At 65.3% G+C, this 22457-nt stretch carries 19 protein-coding genes; 6 read left to right on the forward strand and 13 right to left on the reverse strand.

The window, feature by feature from the left end; genetic code table 11:
* Positions 1 to 29 precede the first annotated feature (29 nt).
* Positions 30 to 1841, reverse strand: a complete 1812-nt coding sequence (gene lepA / locus JQ633_RS05865; protein ID WP_211983380.1) for a translation elongation factor 4 — start codon at positions 1839 to 1841, stop codon at positions 30 to 32.
* 242 nt (positions 1842 to 2083) lie between these two features.
* Between lepA and JQ633_RS05870 the strand changes: the two genes are divergently transcribed.
* Positions 2084 to 3700 (forward strand): glycosyltransferase family 39 protein, encoded by a 1617-nt coding sequence (locus JQ633_RS05870; RefSeq protein WP_211983382.1) that lies wholly within the window; start codon positions 2084 to 2086, stop codon positions 3698 to 3700.
* Between the two features lie 19 nt (positions 3701 to 3719).
* Here the strand turns inward: JQ633_RS05870 and JQ633_RS05875 are convergent, their stop codons facing one another.
* From JQ633_RS05875 to JQ633_RS05895, 5 genes are all read right to left on the reverse strand, one after another.
* On the reverse strand, positions 3720 to 4046 hold the full coding sequence (locus JQ633_RS05875; RefSeq protein WP_211983384.1) for an HPr family phosphocarrier protein: 327 nt from the start codon (positions 4044 to 4046) through the stop codon (positions 3720 to 3722).
* Positions 4043 to 4444 carry a PTS sugar transporter subunit IIA gene (locus JQ633_RS05880; RefSeq protein WP_021076632.1) on the reverse strand — a complete coding sequence of 134 codons (402 nt, stop codon included), beginning with the start codon at positions 4442 to 4444 and terminating at the stop codon, positions 4043 to 4045. The genes JQ633_RS05875 and JQ633_RS05880 overlap by 4 nt, the downstream gene beginning before the upstream one ends.
* 87 nt (positions 4445 to 4531) lie before the next feature.
* Positions 4532 to 5098: an HPr kinase/phosphorylase gene (locus tag JQ633_RS05885; RefSeq protein WP_211983386.1), complete on the reverse strand. Its 567-nt coding sequence runs from the start codon at positions 5096 to 5098 to the stop codon at positions 4532 to 4534.
* Positions 5095 to 6903: a sensor histidine kinase gene (locus tag JQ633_RS05890; protein WP_349631525.1), complete on the reverse strand. Its 1809-nt coding sequence runs from the start codon at positions 6901 to 6903 to the stop codon at positions 5095 to 5097. Before JQ633_RS05890 ends, JQ633_RS05885 begins: the two co-directional genes overlap by 4 nt.
* A 111-nt stretch (positions 6904 to 7014) precedes the next feature.
* Positions 7015 to 7716 (reverse strand): response regulator transcription factor, encoded by a 702-nt coding sequence (locus JQ633_RS05895; RefSeq protein ID WP_211983388.1) that lies wholly within the window; start codon positions 7714 to 7716, stop codon positions 7015 to 7017.
* 240 nt (positions 7717 to 7956) lie between these two features.
* Between JQ633_RS05895 and JQ633_RS05900 the strand changes: the two genes are divergently transcribed.
* The 3 genes from JQ633_RS05900 to JQ633_RS05910 all read left to right on the forward strand — a co-directional run bounded on the left by JQ633_RS05900 (position 7957) and on the right by JQ633_RS05910 (position 13380).
* Entirely contained in the window at positions 7957 to 8691 is a 735-nt protein-coding gene (locus tag JQ633_RS05900; protein ID WP_211983390.1) for a HugZ family protein, read from the forward strand.
* Positions 8692 to 8853: 162 nt separating this feature from the next.
* On the forward strand, positions 8854 to 11454 hold the full coding sequence (locus JQ633_RS05905; RefSeq protein WP_211983392.1) for a CHAT domain-containing tetratricopeptide repeat protein: 2601 nt from the start codon (positions 8854 to 8856) through the stop codon (positions 11452 to 11454).
* A gap of 309 nt (positions 11455 to 11763) precedes the next feature.
* Positions 11764 to 13380, forward strand: a complete 1617-nt coding sequence (locus JQ633_RS05910) for a phosphoenolpyruvate carboxykinase (protein ID WP_211983394.1) — start codon at positions 11764 to 11766, stop codon at positions 13378 to 13380.
* A 210-nt stretch (positions 13381 to 13590) separates the two neighbouring features.
* Here JQ633_RS05910 and rocF read toward each other — a convergent pair whose 3' ends face one another.
* The 4 genes from rocF to JQ633_RS05930 all read right to left on the reverse strand — a co-directional run bounded on the left by rocF (position 13591) and on the right by JQ633_RS05930 (position 18971).
* Complete coding sequence (gene rocF / locus JQ633_RS05915) at positions 13591 to 14568, reverse strand: arginase (RefSeq protein WP_211983395.1); 978 nt, start codon at positions 14566 to 14568, stop codon at positions 13591 to 13593.
* 108 nt (positions 14569 to 14676) lie between these two features.
* A complete protein-coding gene (locus JQ633_RS05920) occupies positions 14677 to 15495 on the reverse strand; it encodes an acyl-CoA thioesterase (RefSeq protein ID WP_211983397.1) in 819 nt (272 codons plus the stop codon).
* A 201-nt stretch (positions 15496 to 15696) separates the two neighbouring features.
* A complete protein-coding gene (locus JQ633_RS05925) occupies positions 15697 to 16395 on the reverse strand; it encodes an alpha/beta fold hydrolase (protein ID WP_211983399.1) in 699 nt (232 codons plus the stop codon).
* A gap of 56 nt (positions 16396 to 16451) precedes the next feature.
* The gene (locus tag JQ633_RS05930) at positions 16452 to 18971 is read right to left on the reverse strand and encodes a glycogen/starch/alpha-glucan phosphorylase (protein ID WP_211983401.1); all 2520 of its coding nucleotides are present in this window, start codon (positions 18969 to 18971) and stop codon (positions 16452 to 16454) included.
* A 288-nt stretch (positions 18972 to 19259) separates the two neighbouring features.
* On the opposite strand from JQ633_RS05930, the gene JQ633_RS05935 reads away from it, so the two are divergent.
* Positions 19260 to 19490: a hypothetical protein gene (locus JQ633_RS05935; protein WP_211983404.1), complete on the forward strand. Its 231-nt coding sequence runs from the start codon at positions 19260 to 19262 to the stop codon at positions 19488 to 19490.
* Between the two features lie 261 nt (positions 19491 to 19751).
* On the opposite strand, the gene JQ633_RS05940 is transcribed toward JQ633_RS05935, so the two are convergent.
* Positions 19752 to 20057: a GIY-YIG nuclease family protein gene (locus tag JQ633_RS05940; RefSeq protein WP_211983413.1), complete on the reverse strand. Its 306-nt coding sequence runs from the start codon at positions 20055 to 20057 to the stop codon at positions 19752 to 19754.
* Between the two features lie 195 nt (positions 20058 to 20252).
* Between JQ633_RS05940 and JQ633_RS05945 the strand changes: the two genes are divergently transcribed.
* The gene (locus tag JQ633_RS05945) at positions 20253 to 20684 is read left to right on the forward strand and encodes a hypothetical protein (RefSeq protein ID WP_211983415.1); all 432 of its coding nucleotides are present in this window, start codon (positions 20253 to 20255) and stop codon (positions 20682 to 20684) included.
* 95 nt (positions 20685 to 20779) lie between these two features.
* On the opposite strand, the gene JQ633_RS05950 is transcribed toward JQ633_RS05945, so the two are convergent.
* Both JQ633_RS05950 and pyrE read right to left on the reverse strand, forming a co-directional pair.
* On the reverse strand, positions 20780 to 21556 hold the full coding sequence (locus JQ633_RS05950) for a DUF2865 domain-containing protein (RefSeq protein WP_211983417.1): 777 nt from the start codon (positions 21554 to 21556) through the stop codon (positions 20780 to 20782).
* 318 nt (positions 21557 to 21874) lie between these two features.
* Entirely contained in the window at positions 21875 to 22438 is a 564-nt protein-coding gene (gene pyrE, locus JQ633_RS05955; protein ID WP_211983419.1) for an orotate phosphoribosyltransferase, read from the reverse strand.
* Positions 22439 to 22457 lie beyond the last annotated feature (19 nt).

Here is a 22457-nt window from a genome sequence, read left to right on the forward strand (position 1 = left end):
TCATGCCCGCCTCGTCACGCGCCTTCGCCTCAGCTGTCCACCTTCAGCGCGGCAATGAAGGCTTCCTGCGGGATGTCGACCTTGCCGAACTGCCGCATCTTCTTCTTGCCTTCCTTCTGCTTCTCCAGAAGCTTGCGTTTGCGGGTGATGTCGCCGCCGTAGCACTTCGCGGTGACGTCCTTGCGCAGCGCGCGGACGGTTTCGCGCGCGATCACCTTGCCGCCGATCGCCGCCTGGATCGGGATCTGGAACATGTGCGGCGGGATCAGCTCCTTCATCTTCTCGACCATGGCGCGGCCGCGGCCCTCGGCGCGGGTGCGATGCACCAGCATCGACAGCGCGTCGACCGGCTCGGCGTTGACGAGGATCTGCATCTTGACGAGATCGGCCGGCTTGTAGTCGGTGAGGTGATAGTCGAACGAGGCGTAGCCCTTGGAGACCGACTTCAGGCGGTCGTAGAAATCGAACACCACTTCATTGAGCGGCAAATCGTACTTCACCATCGCGCGCGAGCCGACATAGGTCAGCTCCTTCTGCGCGCCGCGGCGATCCTGGCACAGCTTCAGCACGCTGCCGAGATATTCGTCGGGGGTGAGAATCGTCGCCTCGATCCACGGCTCCTCGATCTCGGCGATCTTGACCACGTCGGGCATGTCGACCGGGTTGTGGATCTCGAGCTCGGTGCCGTCGGTCAGCTTCATCTTGTAGATCACGCTCGGCGCGGTCGCGATCAGGTTGAGATCGAACTCGCGCGACAGCCGCTCCTGGATGATCTCGAGGTGCAGCAGCCCGAGGAAGCCGCAGCGGAAGCCGAAGCCGAGCGCGGCCGAGGTCTCCATCTCGAACGAGAAGCTGGCGTCGTTCAGCCGCAGCTTGCCCATTGCGGCGCGCAGCGTCTCGAAGTCGTCGGCGTCGACCGGGAACAGGCCGCAGAACACCACCGGGATCGCCGGCTTGAAGCCCGGCAGCATGTCCGTCACCGGCTTCCTGTCGTCGGTGATGGTGTCACCCACGCGCGTGTCGGCGACTTCCTTGATCGCCGCGGTGATGAAGCCGATCTCGCCGGGGCCGAGCTCGTCGACCTGCTGCATCTTCGGCGTGAAGAAGCCGACGCGCTCGATGTCGTAGGCCGCGCCGGTGCCCATCATGCGGATGCGCTGGCCCTTCTTCATGGTGCCGTCGACGACGCGGATCAGGACGACGACGCCGAGATAGACGTCGTACCAGCTGTCGACCAAGAGCGCCTTGAGCGTCGCGTCGCGGTCGCCCTTCGGCGGCGGCAGGCGGGTGACGATCGCCTCCAGCACGTCGGGCACGCCGATGCCGGTCTTGGCCGAGATCATCACCGCATCGGAAGCGTCGATGCCGATCACGTCCTCGATCTGCTGCTTGACCTTGTCTGGCTCGGCGGCCGGCAGGTCGACCTTGTTCAGGACCGGCACGATCTCGTGGTTGTTGTCGAGCGCCTGATACACGTTGGCGAGCGTCTGCGCCTCGACGCCCTGGCTGGCGTCGACCACCAGCAGGGAACCCTCGCAGGCCGCCAGCGACCGCGAGACCTCGTAGGCGAAGTCGACATGGCCGGGCGTGTCCATCAGGTTGAAGATGTAGTCCTTGCCATCCTTGGCGCGATAGTTCAGGCGCACGGTCTGCGCCTTGATGGTGATGCCGCGCTCGCGCTCGATATCCATCGAATCGAGCACCTGCTCCTTGCCCGCCATTTCGCGATCCGACAGGCCGCCTGTCATCTGGATCAGGCGGTCGGCCAGGGTCGATTTGCCATGGTCGATATGGGCGACGATGGAGAAGTTGCGGATGTTGGAAATCGGGGCAGTTGTCATGGGGCGCGGGATAGCATCCGCACCCCCGCGCGGGCAACCATAATGCAGTATTTTGCAGGGGCATGACGGCGAATCACCGCGGCGTTCCGGCGGGCTGCCGTAATGCTTTCCGTTCACGTTTCTGCTAGGCGTGCCGGACGCCGCTTTTCTGAAAGATCGTGCTCCGGCCGCCCAACGACGCGGCAGCGCGTCTCACGCCAAGCTGATTACACGGGCCGCAAAAACACGCTACCCAGAGACCCATGTCGACTGCCTCCTACCTTCCCGCCGCGCGGCGCGCGCGCCGCAGACTGACGGTCCGCCGGAGCGCCGCGTGGCTTGCCGCGCGCGCCTGCGATCCCAAGGCCGGCCTCTGGCTGGTGATCGGCTTCGCGGTGGTCCACGCGCTGCTGTGGACCGCGATCCTGGTCAAGCTCAAGGCCGCGCAGGACGTCCATATGGACGTCGCGGAGGCCTATGCCTGGGGCCAGCGCTTCTTGCTCGGCTACGGCAAGCATCCGCCGCTGTCGGGCTGGATCGCCGGCGTCTGGTTCAGGATTTTCCCGGTCACCAACTGGTCGACCTATCTGCTCGCGATGACGACCGTGAGCTCCGCGCTGGTGGTCTGCTGGCTGATCGCGGTGCGCGTCGTCGACCGCCGCCGCGCGTTCTTCGCCGTGGTGATGCTCGCGCTCTACCCGATCTTCAATTTCAAGGGCTTCAAGTACAACGCGGACCTCGCGCAGCTGGTGCCGCTGCCGCTGCTGGTGCTGGCCTATCTGAATGCGTTCGAGAAGCGCACCGTGAAATCCGGCCTGTGGCTCGGCTTTGCCGGGGCGCTGGCGCTGATGACCAAATACTGGGTGGTGACGATGATCGGCGCCATCGGGCTCGCCGCGCTGATCCATCCGCAGCGGCTCGCCTTCCTGCGCTCGCCGGCGCCGTGGGTCGCGATCGCCACGATGCTGGTCGCCATGATCCCGCATCTGGTTTGGCTGGAGGAGGTCGACTTCCTGCCGTTCACCTATGCCGGCGAGATCTACGCGCTGCCCAGCCGCGCGCTCAATGTCCAGCACGTGATCGGCTATATCGGGCACAATCTGGCGCTGCTCGCCGCGCCGGTCGTGCTGTCGCTGCTCGCGCTGCTGGTCGTGGTGCTGGTGCGCTGGCAGCGAACCGGCGTGCTGGCATGGGTGTGGTCGCGCGGGCCCAATCCGGCGGTCAATCTGCCGCAGGCGATCAACATCTGGCTGATCCAGCTGATCGTCGCGATCGGGCCGCCGCTCGGCGCGCTGGCGTTCTCGGTCTACATCAAGACCGACTGGGGCATCCCGCTGTTCTTCCTGGTGCCGCTCGCGCTGGTCGCGATCCCGACGCTGCGGCTGCCGCGCGTTGCGCTGTTCGCGATGTTGGCCATCTGGTTCGTGGTCACGATCGCGACGCTGATCGCGGCGCCGAGCATCGCCACGCGGGAGATGGCGTCGAACCGCACCGGCGCCTCGACCTACGCCGCGCGCTCGGAGCTCGCGCGCGAGCTGACCGAGGTCTGGCAGCGCAAATTCCATTCGCGCTGGGCGGTGGTCGTCGCGCGCTCCGACATCGCCGAGCCGATGACGTTCTACAGCCCCGACCATCCGGCGGCGATCATGCCGGGCGAGGCGTGGTCGTCAGGACTGACGTCGCTCGATGAGGCGAAGCGACTCGGCTTCATCGGCGTCTGCGACACCAAGGAGCCGGAGTACCTGGTGCCGTGCGAGCCCTGGATGGCTGAGCACGCCAAGGGCGCCGAGCAAGTGGTGATGACCACGCAGCGCTTCTTCCAGGGCCATCCCGGCCCGTCCACGGTCTGGAAAGTCTATCTGGTGCCGCCGGCGAAGTAGCGGCTCTGCGCGCCGCGCCCTACGTGCCTTCTTCGTTGAACTTGCTGGCGACGAGCTCGGCGATGGCATCGAGCGCCTGCTGCGCTTCCTCGCCCTTGGCGGAGACCACCACGGTGGTGCCGGGGCCCGCGGCGAGCATCATCAAGCCCATGATCGAGGTGCCGCCGACGGTCTCGCCGCCGCGGGTGACCCAGACCTCGGCGTTGAAGCGCTCGACCATCTGGACGAATTTTGCCGATGCCCGCGCATGCAGGCCGCGCTTGTTGACGATCAAGAGCTCACGGGAGATCGCGCCCGGTGGCACGCCCGGGCCGACGTCATTGGTGCCCGGGGCCTCGCCGCTCATTTGCCTGCGAGAACGCGGCTGGCGATGGTGACGTATTTGCGGCCGGCTTCCTGGGCCATCGCGATCGCGTCGGGCAGCGAGCGCTCCTCGCGGACCTTGGCGAGCTTGACCAGCATGGGAAGATTGATCCCTGCGAGCACTTCCACCTTGGGACGGCTCATGCAGGAGATCGCGAGGTTGGACGGCGTGCCGCCGAACATGTCGGTGAGGATCGCAACGCCGTCGCCACTGTCGACGCGATTCACCGCTTCGATGATGTCGCTTCGACAGAGATCGGAGTCGTCCTCGGCCCCGATCGTAATTGCTTCAATTTGTTTCTGCGGACCCATCACGTGTTCGAGCGCCGCTCTGAACTCGTCGGCAAGGCGCCCATGGGTCACCAGCACTAGACCAATCATCGGAAACTCCTCGCGGGCGCTCTTTGGTGCACCGCACGAACGCGCCACTTTGACCATCCAGAGGCCCTGCGCAAGAGGGCATCTTGGCTAGTCTCCCTGATCCTGGCGGTAGAGAGGGGAGGCTGCGCCGACTAAATCCGGCGCGATAGTGGATGTGATATGGTTACCAATTCCCTTCTCACAATTGCCCGGAAGATTACGGGAACATGAACTTTCGGTTGTCGTCAGCGCTGCGACAACTAGCAGCAGGGGTTGGAAACCAACTGCAACGGGAATTCTCGGTATCAAAACACCATTAAGGCGGGTCGTGAGCGCCTCCGAAGGCGGCAGCCGCTCCGCGTCGTCGGCGGCGAGGTCGACGACCAGCCCCACCACCGCCTCGGTTGCGAACGGGACGCGGCGGATTCCGAGGCCGCGGATCTCGATCAAGCCCGCCAATTGCCGCGCCGGGCGTACCCACAATTGTTGGCCGGCTGTGTCGAGATGGACACGGTCATCGCCCACCAAAATGGCCGGCGGAACCTGTCCGGTGCGCCCGGCGAGAATCAGCTCGAAGGCCAGGCGGGACTTGCCGGCCCCCGACGGGCCGCGGATCAGCACCGCACGCTCGCCGATCAAAACGGCCGAGGCATGCACGCTTGAATTGTTGCTCATAGTGTCGGCAGCCTGACCACGAAGCGCGCGCCGGCGACCGTGGGCTTGCCGTCCTCGTCCGCGGCGCCGAGACGGTTCTCGGCCCAAATGCGTCCGCCATGCGCTTCGATGATCTGCTTGGAGATCGAAAGCCCGAGGCCCGAATTCTGGCCGAAGCCCTGATGCGGCCGGTCGGTGTAGAAGCGCTCGAAGATCCGCTCCAGCGCGTCCTCGCCGATGCCCGGTCCGTCATCGTCGACGACGATCTCGACCTCGTTGCGGACGCGGCGGCAGACGATGCGTACCTTGTCGCCGGGCTTGGAAAACGATTGCGCGTTGGATAGCAGGTTCGAGATCACCTGGCCGAGCCGTGAATCATGGCCGGGCACCGACAGCGTGTCGGTCGGGCTGCGGCCCTCGAAGCGGGCTTCGACCGCGACGTCGTGGCCGAGCCGGGTCTCGTTGGCGACGCCGGTCAGCGTCGTCAGCAGCCGGCGCAGATCGACCGGCGCCATGTCCTGGCGCTGCAACTCGGCATCGAGGCGGCTCGCATCCGAGATGTCGGAGATCAGGCGGTCGAGCCGCTTGACGTCGTGCTCGATCACCGCGAGCAGCCGCGCGCGACTGTTCTCGTTGCGCGCCAGCGGCAGGGTCTCGACCGCCGATCGCAGCGAGGTCAGCGGATTCTTCAATTCATGGGCGACGTCGGCGGCGAACATCTCGATCGCCTCGATGCGGCTGTAGAGCGCGTTGGTCATGTCGCGCAGTGCGCCGGAGAGATGGCCGATCTCGTCGCGGCGGCCGGTGAAGTCGGGGATCTCGACCCGGGTCTGGATGCGGTGGCGGACGCGCTCGGCGCCGTCGGCGAGCCGCCGCACCGGACCTGCGATCGTGCTCGCGAGCAGCAGCGACAGCATGATCATCACGGCGGAGGCGACGCCGCCGACCTTCAGGATGGCGAGGCGCTCGGCCATCACCAACTGGTCGATGTCGTCGCCCTGGGTCGTCAGCATCAGTGCGCCGCGCACGGCACGGAAGTGCTGCACGGGAACCGCGACCGAGACCACGACCGCGCCGCGTTCGGTGACGCGCACCATGCTGCTCTTCATGCCCTCGAGTGATTGGGCGACTTCGGAATAGCCTCTGCCGCCTTCGGGGCCGAGCTCGCGATAGATCGGCAGATCGCCGCGGTTGAGCCAGGTCTTGATCGCGATCTTGCTCTTCTCGTACAGCGACGGCACGTCCGACGGCGGCGGCAGCTCGAAACGCAGCACGTCGCCGCGCGCGAACAGATTGCGGCTGTCGAGGATCAGTCCGCCGTCGCGGTCGAATATCCGCGCCCGGGTCTTGGTCGGCGCGATCAGGCGCCGCAGGATCGGCGCGACGCGCTCGGGATTGATCGGGAAATCGGCGGACTCGTCCGGAGTGCCGATGCTTTCGCCGGGCTTGAGGTCGAGGAAGCGGTCGGGATCGAAAGTCGTGGTGTTGCCTTCGACGGTCGCCGATGCCGCGATCGCCTCCGAGATGATCTCGGCATAGACCAAAAGGCTCTGCGTGCGGGCCTCGATCAGGCCCTGCCGGAACTGCGACAGATAGAGGATGCTCGCGACCAGCGCGACGAGGCCGGCAAGGTTGAGCGAGACGATGCGGCGCGTCAGGCTCGAGAACGACAGCGCGAAGAAGAACTGGCCGGCACGGCGCAGCCAGCCGAGCGGGCGGCGCCAGCCCTTGTCTTTCGCCCGGTCGTCAGCCACGGCGTCATGGTCGAGGAGCGATGGCGCGTCCTCGGTGGTCAGTCCCTGCTCGAGCTGCGTTCGATCAAGCACTGGTAAAACTGCCGGGTTGGATTGGATGTCGTCCCGCGAAGCAGGCGCCTGCGCAAGCTTACCCCAGCCGCAAGTGCCCTGTCAGTTAACAAACCCTCCGCAAAGCGCAGATCAGGCTTCCTTGAAGCGATAGCCGACGCCGTACAGCGTCTCGATCATCTCGAACTCGTAGTCGACCATCTTGAACTTCTTGCGCAGCCGCTTGATGTGGCTGTCGATGGTGCGGTCATCGACATAGACCTGGTCGTCATAGGCCGCATCCATCAGCGCGTTGCGGCTCTTCACGACGCCGGGGCGGGTGGCGAGGGCTTGCAGGATCAGAAATTCGGTGACGGTCAGCGTCACCGGCTCGTTCTTCCAGGTGCAGGTGTGGCGCTCCGGGTCCATCCGCAGCAGGCCGCGGTCCAGTGCACGGGCATCGGGCTCCTTCGGCGGGGCGGTCGGATCCTTGGGCTGGCCGCGGCGGAGCACGGCCTTGACGCGTTCGACCAAGAGGCGCTGCGAGAACGGCTTGCGGATGAAATCGTCGGCGCCCATTTTCAGGCCGAACAATTCGTCGATTTCTTCGTCCTTGGAGGTCAGGAAGATCACCGGCAGGTCGGACTTCTGGCGCAGCCGGCGCAGCGTCTCCATGCCGTCCATGCGCGGCATCTTGATGTCGAGGATCGCAAGATCGGGCGGCGAGGTGCGAAAACCATCCAGCGCCGACGCACCGTCCGTATACGTCATGATCCGATAGCCCTCGGCTTCGAGCGCGATCGAGACGGAGGTGAGAATGTTGCGGTCGTCATCGACCAAGGCGATTGTGGGCATGTGCTGCTTTCACAATTGAGAGTGGCTTGACGGCGGGCATTCCAGCATCGCGCCGTGTAAATGGGCTTCGAACGCGGTCAACGAGCAATGCAAGCTGGGCTGAAGTGTGACCGAGTTCCGCAAAATAAGGTTCTGCGGCCCGTGCGTTAGACCCCATATAGCACCCTGAGATCATGAGGAAAGGCCCTTTTTTCGCCGAGAAAGCGGGCCTGTTCCGTAACAAAATGACCCGATAGAGCCATGGAACCGACCTCCGATTTCGACCCCGCCCGCCTCGCCCGCTCGCTGCTGCGCCGCAGCCGCCAGGGCGCGCTGGCAACCCTGATGCCAGGGACCGGCGACCCCTATTGCTCGCTGGTCAACCTCGCCAGCCACCCGGACGGCTCCCCGATCCTGCTGATCTCCCGCCTGGCGCTGCATACGAAGAACATTTTGGCCGACGGCAGGGTGTCGTTGATGCTGGATGAGCGTGCCGAAGGCGATCCCCTGGAGGGGGCGCGGGTCATGCTGGCCGGCCGCGCCGAGGAGGTCACGGAGGCCGAGCGGGAGCTCGTTCGCCGGCGCTATCTTGGCGCCCAGCCTTCCGCAGAAGTCTTTGTGGACTTTAAGGATTTCTCGTTTTTTGTGATCCGGCCGAGCGGCGCCCACCTGGTCGCCGGCTTCGGCCGTATCGTCGACCTCAAGCCCGGCCAATTCCTGACCGATCTCGGCGGCGCCACGCCGCTGCTGGAGGCCGAGGCGGGCGCGGTGGCGCACATGAATGAGGACCACCGCGAGGCCATGAACCTCTACGCCACGCGCCTGCTCGGGGCCGACGGCGCCGATTGGATCTGCACCGGCTGCGACCCCGACGGCATGGACATGCAGGCCGGCCGCAACGCGCTGCGGCTCGATTTCCCGGAGCGGGTCACCGATGGCACCGGGCTGCGCAAGATGCTGGTCCGCCTCGCCGGCGAAGCCCGCGCCAAGGGGTAGCCAGACAAGGGGTAGCCAAAACGGATAGCGGCGACGTCCCGACGCGTGGTCGGGCCTTGAACGCGCGCCGACGCTGCCGCGACCCAATTGCAGCGCAGCGAGGCATGATGCCGCACAGCTGTTCTCCTTGCGCGATCGTGGCGGCGGCGGCGCGAGGCTCTCATGAAGGCAGCCAGTCAACTGGTCGTTACGGCGTGGCTTGCGCTGGCCGCGAGCGCCTGTCTCGCCGCGCCGTCATCCGCGCAGCAAGGCAGCGTCGCGGCACTCAGCGCGAAGATCAACGCGCTGAGCCGCGCCGGCAAATACGCCGAAGCCGTCCCGCTCGCACAGGGGCAGCTCGACAGCCTCGAGAAGAAGTACGGACCGAACAATCGCGATGTCGCGGCAGCGCTCAACAATCTCGCCCAGCTCTATGGCGAGCAGGGCCGCGATGCCGAAGCCGAACCGTTGTTCAAGCGCGCCATTGCGATCCTCGACAAGGTGTCGGGCCTCAATTCCGCGGATGCCGCGCCGGAACTGAACAATCTCGCCGCGCTCTACCAGCGGCAGCAGCGCTATGCGGACGCTGAGCCGCTGTTCAAGCGCGCGCTCGAGATCCGCGAGCGGGCGCTCGGGCGCAGCCATCCCGATCTCGGGCAATCGCTCAACAATCTCGCCACGCTCTACGAGAAGCTCGGCCGCCACGCGGATTCCGAGCCGCTGTTCAAGCGTGCGCTTGCGATCTACGAGAAGGCCGCCGGGTCCGAGCATCCGGCCGTCGCCACGCTGCTCAACAATCTCGGCCAGGTCGAGAAGGTGCAGGGCCGCTATGCGGAGGCCGAACCGAAGATCCGGCGCTCGCTCGCGATCCGCGAGAAGGTGCTCGGGCGCGAGCATCCCGACGTCGCGCGCTCGCTCAACAATCTCGCCGATCTCCATGAGCGGCAGGGTCGTTACGCCGACGCCGAGCCGCTGTATCGGCGTGCGGCGGCGATCCGGCAGAGCGCGCTCGGGCCTGATCATCCCGATCTTGCGATATCGTTCAACAACCTCGCTTACCTCTACCAGCTCGAAGGCCGCAGCGCCGACGCACTGCCGATCGTCGAGACCACGATCGCAAGCGGCCGCGCGCAACCCCGCGTGGCACTGCCGGTGCTGCTGGCCGCGCAGCGCCAGCAATTGCTGGCCGACGGCAAGGCGCTCGACGATGCGCTGATCGTGGTCCAGCGCGCCACGCAATCGTCGGCGGCATCCGCGGTGAACAAGCTCGCGGTCCGGCTTGCCGCGGGCACCGATCGGCTCGCGCAGCTGGTGCGCCGCGACCAGGACCTCGCAACCGAGGCCGAGGCGCTGGACAAGTCGCTGCTGTCGGCGGTCTCGAAGGATCGCGCCAAGCGCGACGCCGCGGCCGAACAGCGTAGCCGCGCGCGGCTCGCCGCGATCGCCGCCGAGCGCGCCGGCCTGCAAAAGACCTTTGCGAGCGAGTTTCCGGACTACGCCGCGCTGTCGAACCCGCTGCCGATGACGGCGCGCGATATCCAGTCGCTACTCTCGGCGGACGAAGCGATGGTGTTGTTCGCGGTCGCCGAGCAGCAGAGCTTCGTGTTCGCGCTGACGCGCGATGCCGTCGACTGGAAGGCGGTTTCGCTCGGCGCCGACGCATTGTCGGCGAAGGTTGCCGCGTTTCGCCGCGGCCTCGACATCGGCAAGGCGAGCGATGCCACCGGCAAGACCGGACTGTTCGACCTCGCATTGGCCAATGAGCTCTATGCAACGCTGCTCGGCCCGGTCGAATCACTGATCAAGGACAAGCGCAGCCTGCTGGTTGCGCCGGCAGGATCGTTGACAGCGCTACCATTTCATTTGCTGGTGACCGAGCCGCCCGCGGCTGCGATTCCCGAGACATTTGCCGGCTATCGCGACGCCGCGTGGCTGGTGAAGCGGCAGGCGGTGTCGATCCTGCCGGCCGCATCCAGCCTGAAGGCATCGCGTGTGTTTGCGCGCAAGGAGGACAGCACAAAGCCGATGACCGGCTTTGGCGATCCGCTGTTCAATCCGTCCTCCGAAGGCGCCGGCGACAAGCGCACCGCGGTCAAGCAGGCCTCGCGCGCGCTCGTGACGTCGGCCTATACCGACTTCTGGCAGGGCGCCGGCGTCGACCGTGCGCGGCTTGCGGCAGCGCTGCCGCAACTGCCCGATACGGCCGACGAGTTGAACGCGGTGGCAAAGGATCTCGGCGCCACGCCGTCCGATATCCATCTTGGTGCCGATGCCAGCGAATCCACGGTCAAACGCGCGCATTTGGCCGATTACGGCATTGTCTATTTCGCCACGCACGGCCTCGTTGCGGGCGATGTGAAGGGACTTGCGGAACCTTCTCTGGTCTTGAGCATTCCAACCCAGCCGTCGGATTTTGACGACGGGCTGCTCACCTCGAGCGAGGTCGCGCAGCTCAAGCTCAACGCCGATTGGGTGGTGCTATCTGCATGCAACACGATAGCCGGCGACAAGCCCGGCGCCGAAGCCCTGTCGGGGCTGGCGCGCTCGTTCTTCTACGCGGGCGCACGGGCGCTGCTGGTGTCGCACTGGTCGGTGGATTCCGAGGCCGCGACGCGCATCGCCACGTCGACATTCGATCGCCTGAAGGCCGATCCGAAGCTCGGCCGCGCCGAGGCGCTGCGCCAGGCCATGCTGGCCTATCTCAACGACGCATCATCACCGCGAAATGCATACCCGGCATTCTGGGCGCCATTTGCCCTGATCGGCGAGGGCGCCGCGCGCTGAGTGGCACCTTTTGTGCATCGCAGCGGCTTGCTACCTGGGAGAACAGCCGCGAAACGCCGCCGCACTCCTTTGAAAACAAAGCGAAAGCAAAACGAAACGCTCCCGCGCTGCGGCATTTGCGTCGGATGATGATGTGCCTGCCTTGGAATAAACCAAAAGCCAGTCGACTAGCTTGGCAAGCCCGGCGTTCCCTACTATTAGGTCGCCGGACCGGGGCCGGAAGGCTATATTCAACAGGCGGTCACCGCGGCGGGGCGCGATTGGCAACATTCGCGCGATCAAGGATACGCGGGTTCGAGGAGGTTCTTCGTGCAAGAGACGGGCGTGCATAACGGTGCCTTCGGCGCCGACAAATTCGGCTTAAAAAATCTCAAGGGCGTGCATTGGAACTATGGTGCACCTCAGCTCTACGAGCACTCGCTGCGATCAGGCGAAGCGGTGCTCTCGGCCGATGGCGCGCTTTGCGCGGATACCGGTGAGTTCACCGGCCGCAGCCCGAAGGACAAGTTCACGGTCCGCGACGGCCTGACCGACAAGAGCATGTGGTGGGCCGGCAACCAGTCGATCACCTCAGAGCAGTTTGCGACGCTCTATGCCGACTTCCTCAAGCACGCCGAAGGCATGACGCTGTTCGCGCAGGACCTCTACGGCGGCGCAGATGCGAAGCATCGCATCAAGACGCGCGTCTTCACCGAGCTGGCCTGGCACTCGCTGTTCATCCGCACGCTGTTGATCCGCCCCGACGTGTCGGAGCTCGCGAGCTTCGTGCCGGAACTCACCATCATCGACCTGCCGAGCTTCCGCGCCGATCCGAAACGCCATGGCTGCAAGTCGGAGAACGTCGTCGCGATCGATTTCGCCCGCAAGATCGTCCTGATCGGTGGTTCTTATTATGCCGGCGAGATGAAAAAGAGCGTGTTCACGACGCTGAACTTCTATCTGCCCGAGAAGGGCGTGATGCCGATGCATTGCTCGGCCAATGTCGGCCCCGACGGCGACAGCGCGATCTTCTTCGGCCTGTCCGGCACCGGCAAGACCACGCTCTCGGCCGATCCCAAGCGCACGCTGATCGGTGACGACGAGCATGGCTGGAGCGAGGACGGCATCTTCAATTTCGAAGGCGGCTGCTACGCCAAGTGCATCAAGCTCTCGGCCGAGGCCGAGCCGGAGATCTACGCCGCCAGCAAGCGCTTCGGCGCGGTGCTGGAGAACGTCGTGCTCGGCGAGCGCGACCGCGTGCCCGATTTCGACGACGGCTCGAAGACCGAGAACACCCGCTCGGCCTATCCGCTCGATTTCATCCCCAACGCCTCGCGCACCGGCTGCGCGCCGCATCCCAAGAACGTGGTGATGCTGGCCGCCGATGCCTTCGGCGTGATGCCGCCGATCGCCAAGCTGACGCCGGCGCAGGCGATGTATCACTTCCTGTCCGGCTACACCGCGAAGGTCGCGGGCACCGAGCGCGGTCTCGGCAACGAGCCGCAGCCGGAATTCTCGACCTGCTTCGGCTCGCCGTTCCTGCCGCGCGATCCCTCGGTCTACGGCAACCTGCTGCGCGAATTGATCGCCAAGCACAATGTCGATTGCTGGCTGGTCAACACCGGCTGGACCGGCGGCAAGTACGGCACCGGCCGCCGCATGCCGATCAAGGTCACGCGCGCGCTGCTCACCGCGGCGCTGAACGGCTCGCTGCGCAATGCCGATTTCCGCACTGACAAGTATTTCGGCTTTGCGGTGCCGACCTCGCTGCCGGGCGTCGAGCCGCACATCCTCGACCCGATCAAGACCTGGGCCGACAAGGCCGAGTTCGACAAGACCGCGCGTGCGCTGGTCGGCATGTTCGCCAAGAACTTCGCCAAGTTCGAAGCCCAAGTCGACGCCGAAGTCCGCGCCGCCGCGCCCGAGGTGAAGCTGGCGGCGGAGTAAGCCTGCGGGTACTGATCGCGTGATTTGAAAGGGCGGCCGGTGTGGCCGCCCTTTTTTGTTCGAGAGATCAACTTTCGTCCCGTCATCCTGAGGTGCGAGCGGAGCGAGCCTCGAAGGATGAATCGGCCTCCGGCCGGGCCGTGCATCCTTCGAGGCTCGCCGAAGAGGCTCGCACCTCAGGATGACGGGAATGGCATTGTACGCTCCTCGCTACTCCCCCATCTCGGGCAGCACCGCATTGGTCGGCGTCTGCCGATCCGTGATCTGCAATCCGAACAGGCTGCCGATCAATTCCACCGCGACGCGGGCGGTGCGGCCGCGTTCGTCGAGGAAAGGGTTGAGCTCGACGATGTCGAGCGAGCGCACCAGCCCGGAATCGTGCAGCAGCTCCATGATGAGATGGGCTTCGCGATAGGTCGCGCCGCCGGGCACCGTGGTGCCGACACCGGGCGCCACCGCCGGATCGAGGAAGTCGACGTCGAACGAGACGTGCAGCACGCCGTTCTTGGCGCGCACGCGCTCGATGACCTTGCGGGTCAGCACGGCGACGCCGAACTCGTCGATCTGGCGCATGTCCGCGATTGAGACGTTGCGCTGGCGCAGCAGCTTGCGCTCCAGCGGATCGACCGAGCGGGTGCCGATCAGGTCGAGCTGGCTCGGCGGGATGGTGGCGCGCGGCAGTCCGCCGAGCAGGTCGTCCAATCCGTCTTCGCCACACAGGAACGCCGCCGACATGCCGTGCATGTTGCCGGTGATGGTGGTGGCCGGCGTGTTGTAGTCGGCATGCGCATCGACCCACAGCGCGAACAGCGGCCGGCCCTTCTCCTGCCAGTAGCGCGCGACGCCGTTGATCGAGCCCATCGACAGCGAATGGTCGCCGCCCATGAAGATCGGGATCGCGCCGGAATGCGCCAGCCAGTAGGCGCGCTCGGAGATCGCGCGGGTCCAGGTCTTCACCTCGTCGTAGAACTTCGTGTTGGCCGGCGCCTCGCCATCGGACACGACGGCGGGGATCGCAAGGTTGCCGTGATCGTCGACGCCGAAACCAAGCTGCTCGAGCAGCCGCGCGATGCCCGCGGTGCGCAGCGCGTCGGGCCCCATCAGCGGGCCGGCCTGCGATGCGCCGATCTCGATGGGAATGCCGAGCAGTGCGATGCGCGTGGGTCTGATGTTGTCGGCTTCGGACATGCGGCGCGGCTCCCAAAGGCTTGGAACAGAAGCGACGCGCTAATGTTCCCTCAACCCTTGAAATAGGCAATCCGGTCCGGCCCGGCCACTGTGGATAGCTGGTTGCGCCTACGCCTTGAAATACGCGATTTGCGTCGTGGTGGCGAGCAGGCGGCCGGACGGCGACCACAATTCGCCGTGCTGGTCGCCGTAGCTCTTGTGGAACGTCTTGGCGTCGGCGACGGCGAGCACGCGGGTAGTATCCTCCGCGTCGAGGTCGGCCGCATCGGCGTGGAAATAGGTCGTCAGCGACACCGTGCCGAACGGCACCAGTTCGTTGCGCGCGTGGAAGATCCGGCCGAAGAATGCATCCGACATCGACATCAGCGACAGCGCGTCGACCTTGCGCGGCACGCGGTCGGCCATCCAGAGCTTCGAATATGGGCTCACCGGTTCGCTCAGCGCGGCGCCGCCGATGTCTGGCTTGCCCTCGTCGAAGCGGAAGTCGTACTGGTTGGCCCAGGTCATCGCGAGCTTCGGATACGGCCGCAGCTCCTCGAACGGCCGGGCGCCGGGGAAGCCGGATGGCTGGTGCGACCATGACGGCCGGCGCTCGGCGAACACCGCCGTTGCCAGCGTCGCGACCTCGCCGCGGCCCTGCGTCATCTCGACCGACCAGTGCTGGCTCGAGCGGTTGGCCTTCACCAGCCGGACATCGAGATCGAACGAGCCCTCGGCCACCGGCGCGCAGTAATTGACGGTCAGCGCCAGCGGATCGCCGGCGCGCTGCGGATGCTGCATCAGCGCCCGCAAAATCGTCGCCGCCGTGCAGCCGCCGAACGGCCCGACGAATGCCCAGTAATCCGGACTGGTCCGTCCCTGCCAGCGGCTGTCGCCGGCAGTGACTGCGGTCGCTTCATCGAACAGGTGCGGGGTCTTGGTGAGCATAATGATCCTTGATGCAAATTCGCGCCACCGTCATTGCGAGGAGCGAAGCGACGAAGCAATCCATCGCTCCGCATATGTGGAATGATGGATTGCTTCGCTGCGCTCGCAATGACGGCGCGCTCGACATGCAATATCGCGGCCCGCCGCCCCGAATTCAATAACGTCACACGTAAAGGATTTCCGTACGCCGGGATTATGCAGTTACGTACAATCCAAAGGCCCGCAAAAGTCGCCTATCGCATTGGCCGCGGCATCGGGATGGGTCGCCAGCAGCATGTGCGAGGCTTCGAGCCAATGGACCTGACAGCGCGGCTGCGCAGCGACGATCTCGCCTATCTGTCGCTCGTTTGTCAGGTGGTCGAAACGCCCGTGAAGACACAGTATTGGGCACGTGATCTCGCGCAGCCGGTCGCGCTTGTCCACGCGAAGCACCTCGCGGGCCCGATCTTGAAGGATGTTGCGCGGCAAGGTCGCGAGCACCTGGTGAAGGCAGGTCGAGAGTTCTGGTGTCGCCGTTGCTCCCATCAATGCCGCGGCAATCAGGCGCTTCGGGAGCCATCTGACGTCGAAGGCTCGAACGAATGCGGCGAGCTGGCTTGGCAGCGGATGCCGCGCGAAGCTCGACGCCAGGATCATGCCGGCGACCCGCTGATCCGTCGCGGCGATCTCTATCGCAATCGGCCCGGAAAATGACTCGCCAAGGACGACGAAGGGTCGGCTGGGGGCGCGTTCCAAGACATAGGCCGCCAGCTCGGCATAGCTTAGCGATCGATCGAGGGGGTAGCTGACGAGTTGAACCGGACGATGCACGGCCAGTCTCTTTGCGAGATCTTTCAGCAACTCGCCGGTTCCGTCCATGCCGGGCAACAGGATGATCGGAATGGCTTCGGGTGGGCTCATCTTTTTGTCGAAGCGTGTCGTTCCCCGACACGAGCCCAACCCGATCGCATTGACATTTACCCCTTCGCCTCGCGCTGCGTGCCGATCTGCGGCGATGCGCTCGGATGCACCGGTACGTGCCAGATGTCCTCGGCATATTCGCGGATGGTGCGGTCGGAGGAGAACCAGGCCATCCGCGCGACGTTGAGGATGCTCGCGCGGGTCCAGGCCGGGGGCACCTGCCAGCGCGCGTCGATGCCGCGCTGGGCGTCGTAATAGGAATCGAAATCGGCAGAGACCATGTAGTGGTCGAGATAGCGCAACGCGTGCCCGATCGAGGCGAAGCGGGCGGGATCGCCGGGCGAGAACTCGCCGCTCTCGATGGCGCGGATCGCGCGCTCCAGCCGCGGCGATCTGCGGATGATGTCGCTGGCGTCCAGCCCCTGCTTGCGGCGGACCATGACGTCGCCGGCCTCGAGGCCGAAGATCGCGATGTTCTCAGGTCCCACCGCGTCGCGGATCTCGATATTGGCGCCGTCGAGCGTGCCAATGGTCAGCGCGCCGTTGAGCGCCAGCTTCATGTTGCCGGTGCCGGAGGCCTCCATGCCGGCGGTCGAGATCTGCTCGGAGAGATCGGCGGCCGGGATGATCACCTCGGCAAGGCTGACATTGTAGTCGGCCATGAAGGCGATCTTCAGCCGCCCGTTCAGCGAAGCATCATTGTTGACCATCTCGGCGACGTCGTTGATCAGCTTGATGATCAGTTTCGCATAGCGATAGCTCGCCGCCGCTTTGCCGGAGAAGATCTTTACCCGCGGCACCCAGTCGCGCTGCGGCTCATCCTTCATCGCGTGGTAGAGCGCGATCGTCTCCAGGATGTTGAGCAGCTGCCGCTTGTATTCGTGGATACGCTTGATCTGCACGTCGAACAGCGCCGACGGATCGACCTTGATGTTGTTGCGCTCGCCGATCAGCCGCGCCAGCGCCAGCTTGTTGTGGTGCTTGACGTCGCGGAACCGCTTCTGGAATTCGAGGTCGCTCGAATGCGGCTCGAGCCGCTCGAGCTGCGAGAAATCGTCGAGCACGGCCTCGCCGCAGGTCTCGCGCAACAGCGCGGTCAGCCGCGGATTGGCCAGCATCAGCCAGCGGCGGAAGGTGATGCCGTTGGTCTTGTTGGTGATGCGGCCGGGATAGAGGTGATGCAGGTCGTGGAACACGGTCTCCTTCATCAGATCGGAATGCATCGCCGAGACGCCGTTGATGCGGTGCGAGCCGACGAAGGCGAGCTGGCCCATCCGCACGCGGCGGCCACTCCTCTCGTCGATCAGCGAGACCGAGGCGCGGTATTCGATGTCGCCGGGGAAGCGCTCCTCGGCGAGTGCGAGATGCGCAACGTTGATGCGGTAGATGATCTCGAGATTTCGCGGCAGCAGCCGCTCGAACAGTTCGACCGGCCAGGTCTCCAGCGCTTCCGGCAGCAGCGTGTGGTTGGTGTAGGACAGCGTCGCGACCGTGATCTTCCAGGCCTCGTCCCAGCGGAAATTGTGCAGGTCGACCAGGATGCGCATCAGCTCGGTGACGGCGAGGCTCGGATGGGTGTCGTTGAGCTGCACCGCGGCCTTCTGCGCGAGATTGCGCAGGCCGCCGTCGGAGGCGAGATGCCGCTTTACCAGGTCCTGCAGCGAGGCCGAGACGAAGAAATATTCCTGGCGCAGCCGCAGCTCGCGGCCGGCGGCGCTCTCGTCGTTTGGATAGAGGAATTTGCAGATTGCCTCGGCGCGGGCCTGCTCGGCGCTGGCCGAGACGTAGTCGCCGGTGTTGAAGACGTCGAGCTTGAGCGGGTCGGGCGCATGCGCCGACCACAGCCGCAGCGCGTTGACGTGCTGGCCGCGCCAGCCGACGATCGGGGTGTCGTAAGCCATCGCCTCGACGGTTTCCGCCGGATGCCAGGTGGCGCGGTCGCGGCCGCGGTCATCGACATGCTCGACATGGCCGCCGAAATGGACGTTGTAGACCACCTCCGGCCGCTGGAATTCCCAGGGGTTGCCGAAGGCGAGCCACTCGTCGGGATATTCCTGCTGCCAGCCCTGGTTCATGATCTGGCGGAACAGGCCGAAATCGTAGCGGATGCCGTAGCCGGTGGCGGGGATCGCAAGCGTCGCCATGCTCTCCATGAAGCAGGCCGCGAGGCGCCCGAGGCCGCCATTGCCGAGCGCCGCATCCGGCTCGCATTTGCGCAGGTCCGAGAGGTCGACGCCGAGATCGCCGAGCGCGGCCTCGAACACCGGCAGCAGGCCCATATTGTTCAGCGCGTCGGTGAACAGGCGGCCGATCAGAAATTCGAGCGACAGATAATAGACGCGCTTGGCGCCGGCGTCGTAGGTCTGCTTCTCCGCCGTCAGCCAGTGGTGGACGATGCGGTCACGCAGCGCCAGCGCGGCCGCCTTGTACCAGTCGCGCCGCGTCGCAACCGTCGCGTCCTTGCCGATCGCGAGCCGCAGCTTGGCGAGGATCGCGCTCTTGATCTCGCTCAGTGCCAGTTCGTCGATCGGCTGGTTCAAAGCCGGGTAGTTTGTCTGTTCTTGCAACGCGCCCATCCCTGCCGTTCGGACTTCCGGAGCATGACGCGCGTCCACCTCACGCATCATGATCTCATCTGCTTGCTCGGGCATGATCCCAAGCCGGTTCCCACGGTCCCGGACCATCGCCCATCGCAATGATACGCGCCTTGCATGGCAATCGAAACCGCCGAAAGCCATCGTGCGCCGCGCTGCCGTGATTTTATGCAAGGACCGGGCCGATTTGGGGGCATCGAACCCCGTCATCATCGGTGCTATTATCGCCGGGAAAGGCGGGATTTACGGCAAATTGGCGGAGGATGCGTGATGAAACTGCTGATCGAGATCGCTGCCGCTACATTGCTCGTCGTGTGCATCACCGCAACCAGCGCCGCTGCCGCCGGCAAGACCGGCCGCAGCGCCGACGGCCTGACCTGCAGCTTCAGCGTCGCGCAGAACGCCAGCCCCGCCGCGCGCTGTGCCGCCATCAAGCGGCAATGCGGCGGCAAGTTCTACGCCAATGCCTGCGGCGACAGACTGCTGTCGGCCGCGAACTAGCGCATCATCTGCAAAGGCGGCAAGCGGCGGCGAAAGCCCGCCGCCCATTCACCACCCGTGGTTTTTCCCGCCGGGAACACCGTGGTGATACGGATTCCCAGAACTTAACAACTGCTTTACGAAAGATCTGCCGGGCATGGGGCAGGGCACATTTTATTCCGAAGCCATTTTTAATCGGGCCGCTGACATCACTCAGCGGCCCGTATTGCTTTTGGGGGCAGAAGCCACTCCCACCGTCGTCCTGGCGAAAGCCAGGACCCATTACCCCGCCTGCCAAATGAGGCCCGACCGGTCGTTCCAATCCGGATTGTCCGTCTCGATCAGCTTGATCTTCCAATCACGCTTCCAGAACTTCAGCTGTTTTTCCCGCGCGATGGCTTCTTGTGCTGTCGCGAATTCCTCGAGATGAACGAGGCGGAACACCTTGTATTTGTGAACGAACTTGGAGCCTCGGCCTGAGCGGTGCAGGTCGAGCCGCGCGCAAATATCGTTCGTGACGCCGATGTAGATCGTTCCGTGGTGGCGGCTGGCGAGGATGTAGACGTAGTAGCTGCTCGGCGTGCTCATGCGGCGAGACCTCGCGATACGACGAACTGTCGGGGTAATGGGTCCTGGCTTTCGCCAGGACGACAGCCCTTGGGAGTACATCGTAAACCAACCGGAACGAATTAAGAACACTTTAGCAAGCCTTTGATATATCATTGTGATTCGGCGCGTCTGCCGACACAATATCTATGGCCTCCCAGTCTCCGCGAGGACTACATGTCCACCATCGCCTTTGATCAGTTCGCCCTCACCCGGATTGCCGACTTCGCGCGCTCGCTGACGCGGCTGCATCAGGCGTCGCGGCGGCAGCCGATCGACGACGACCAGCTCGACCGCGAGTTCAACGCGGTCTGCATGTCGATCTGGGGCTACACCACCGATGATTTCAGCGACGAGCTGTTCTCGCTGGAGGATCACGCCTGGCTCGATTCGCTGGACGAGGCGCATGCGCGCATCTTCGCCGCCGAGCAGGGCTACGACCTGGTCGACGATCACGGCATGCTGTCGGACTGGTGGGGCTATTGCTGGATGATCCTCGCCGAGAAGCGCGGCATCCTCAATGCGGAGAACCGTGCCGCCGCGCGCGCCGCGATCGAGGACAAGTATCTCGCCGCGCCGAACGTGATCGGCGTGATCGTCGGGCGGTAGTTGTTCATTCCGGGGCGATGCGTCAGCATCGAACCCGGAATCTCGGGATTCCGGGTTCGCCTCTTCGAGGCGCCCCGGAATGACGGTCTAAACCGTCAATTCACCTCGGCCCGCCTGGCGGGCTTCGGCGCTGACGCCTTCGGAACCGCCGCGGACTGGCTTGCCGGCGCGACATCGCTGCGCGTCTCCGGCAGCGGCGCATCGCCTGCGATTTCCGCGGTGACAGGCGCGACCTTCATTTCGCCGAGCCGCGCGCGGATCTCCGATGTCAGCCCGGGATAGGAGGCGACCGGCGTGAAGTCGAACGCCTGGTCGTTGCCGACGCGGATGCCGGTATAGGCGACGAGACCGTCGGTGGTGGCGATCACGTCACCGGCGCGCAGCGAGGTGTCGAGCGCGAGATCGACCGGCGCGAGGCCCGCCGGATCGCGGCCGTTGCAGGTGCAGTCGGCGCGCAGCGCCTTGCGATAGGCGTAGGCGTTCTCGCTGTCCGAATAGCGTTCGCCGGTGCTCGACGCCGCGTAGTCGATGTTGCTGCCGTAAAACACCTTGGTCGGGCTCGCCGGACAGAACGCCTGGCACATCTGCACCGGCGTGGCGTTGCCGCGCATGGTCAGCGGAAAATACTTGCCGTCGCAGCTGCGCACGCAGAACGCCGGGCCGGAGCCGGCGACGCGCGGCGCCGAAATCGGCGCGGCCGGCCGCTCCTGCTGGTTGGTGCCGAACGGGTCGGCGAAGAAATTGGCTTGCGGCGGGGCCTGGCGCGACTGCTGCTTCTGCGCGCCGCCGAAGAAGAAGTCGAACAGCCCTTCGGCCGAGACAGGAGCGGGCGCGACAAGCACGGAACCCGCAAGCGTTGCGGCGACAAGCACCGCGCGGCGCCGCAGGCGCCGATGAGACAACTCTGTACGCAACGCCAACTCCACCCGACGCGTCACACCCCGCGGCGACACGTTGCCCCGGCGGATTCACCGTAATGCAGGATGGTAAACGAGCGATTGATTGGGGGGAGAGTCGGACGAAATGCGAAGGATGTTTCCTTCACCTCGCCCCGCTTGCGGGGAGAGGTCGGATCGCATCGCAGATGCGATCCGGGTGAGGGGGACTCTCCACGAGTCGTGTCGTGGAAGCAGCCCCTCACCCCAACCCCTCTCCCCGTAAGAACGGGGAGAGGGGGAGGAGAGAGTCTCTCAGTTCTTCAAAAACTCGCCCGCCTTGTACAGAGCGCGGAATGTCAGGCCCGCTTCGGCGAACGTCTCCGTCGCGCCTTCCTCGCGGTCGACCATGGTGAAGACCAGCGCGATCTCGCCGCCGGCCTCGCGAACAGCTTCCACTGCCTTCAGCGCCGAGCCACCGGTGGTGGTGACGTCCTCGACGATCACGATGCGCTTGCCGGCGAGCGTCTCGCCCTTGGCGAGGCCTTCGACGGCGAGCCGCGCGCCGTGCTCCTTCGGCTTCTTGCGCACGAAGAACGCCGCGATCGGGTGGCCCTTCAGCCAGGACAGCTGCGCGATCGCGCCGGCCAGCGGCACCGCGCCCATTTCGAGCCCACCGACGAAATCCAGCTTGTCGTCCTTCAGCGCCTCATAGGTCAGCTCGGCGAGCAGCGCCGCGCCCTCGGGATCGAGCATCGTCGGCTTCAGGTTGAAATAGAAGTCGCTCTTGCGTCCCGACGCCAGGGTGATCTCGCCGCGGCCGAACGAGCGCTTGCGGATGATCTCGGCGAGGCGGGCACGGGAAGCTGATTTGGACAAGGCGCTTTCCTTGAGGGTT

The organism is Bradyrhizobium tropiciagri (assembly GCF_018130505.1).
Classification (GTDB): Bacteria; Pseudomonadota; Alphaproteobacteria; order Rhizobiales; family Xanthobacteraceae; genus Bradyrhizobium; species Bradyrhizobium tropiciagri_B.

Excerpts from the sequence above, each read along its gene's own strand:
- lepA (WP_211983380.1), bottom strand. The coding sequence starts at position 1,841 with ATGACAACTGCCCCGATTTCCAACATCCGCAACTTCTCCATCGTCGCC.
- JQ633_RS05870 (WP_211983382.1), top strand. The coding sequence starts at position 2,084 with ATGTCGACTGCCTCCTACCTTCCCGCCGCGCGGCGCGCGCGCCGCAGA.
- JQ633_RS05875 (WP_211983384.1), bottom strand. The coding sequence starts at position 4,046 with ATGAGCGGCGAGGCCCCGGGCACCAATGACGTCGGCCCGGGCGTGCCA.
- JQ633_RS05880 (WP_021076632.1), bottom strand. The coding sequence starts at position 4,444 with ATGATTGGTCTAGTGCTGGTGACCCATGGGCGCCTTGCCGACGAGTTC.
- JQ633_RS05885 (WP_211983386.1), bottom strand. The coding sequence starts at position 5,098 with ATGAGCAACAATTCAAGCGTGCATGCCTCGGCCGTTTTGATCGGCGAG.
- JQ633_RS05895 (WP_211983388.1), bottom strand. The coding sequence starts at position 7,716 with ATGCCCACAATCGCCTTGGTCGATGACGACCGCAACATTCTCACCTCC.
- JQ633_RS05900 (WP_211983390.1), top strand. The coding sequence starts at position 7,957 with ATGGAACCGACCTCCGATTTCGACCCCGCCCGCCTCGCCCGCTCGCTG.
- JQ633_RS05905 (WP_211983392.1), top strand. The coding sequence starts at position 8,854 with ATGAAGGCAGCCAGTCAACTGGTCGTTACGGCGTGGCTTGCGCTGGCC.
- rocF (WP_211983395.1), bottom strand. The coding sequence starts at position 14,568 with ATGTCCGAAGCCGACAACATCAGACCCACGCGCATCGCACTGCTCGGC.
- JQ633_RS05920 (WP_211983397.1), bottom strand. The coding sequence starts at position 15,495 with ATGCTCACCAAGACCCCGCACCTGTTCGATGAAGCGACCGCAGTCACT.
- JQ633_RS05925 (WP_211983399.1), bottom strand. The coding sequence starts at position 16,395 with ATGAGCCCACCCGAAGCCATTCCGATCATCCTGTTGCCCGGCATGGAC.
- JQ633_RS05930 (WP_211983401.1), bottom strand. The coding sequence starts at position 18,971 with ATGGGCGCGTTGCAAGAACAGACAAACTACCCGGCTTTGAACCAGCCG.
- JQ633_RS05935 (WP_211983404.1), top strand. The coding sequence starts at position 19,260 with ATGAAACTGCTGATCGAGATCGCTGCCGCTACATTGCTCGTCGTGTGC.
- JQ633_RS05940 (WP_211983413.1), bottom strand. The coding sequence starts at position 20,057 with ATGAGCACGCCGAGCAGCTACTACGTCTACATCCTCGCCAGCCGCCAC.
- JQ633_RS05945 (WP_211983415.1), top strand. The coding sequence starts at position 20,253 with ATGTCCACCATCGCCTTTGATCAGTTCGCCCTCACCCGGATTGCCGAC.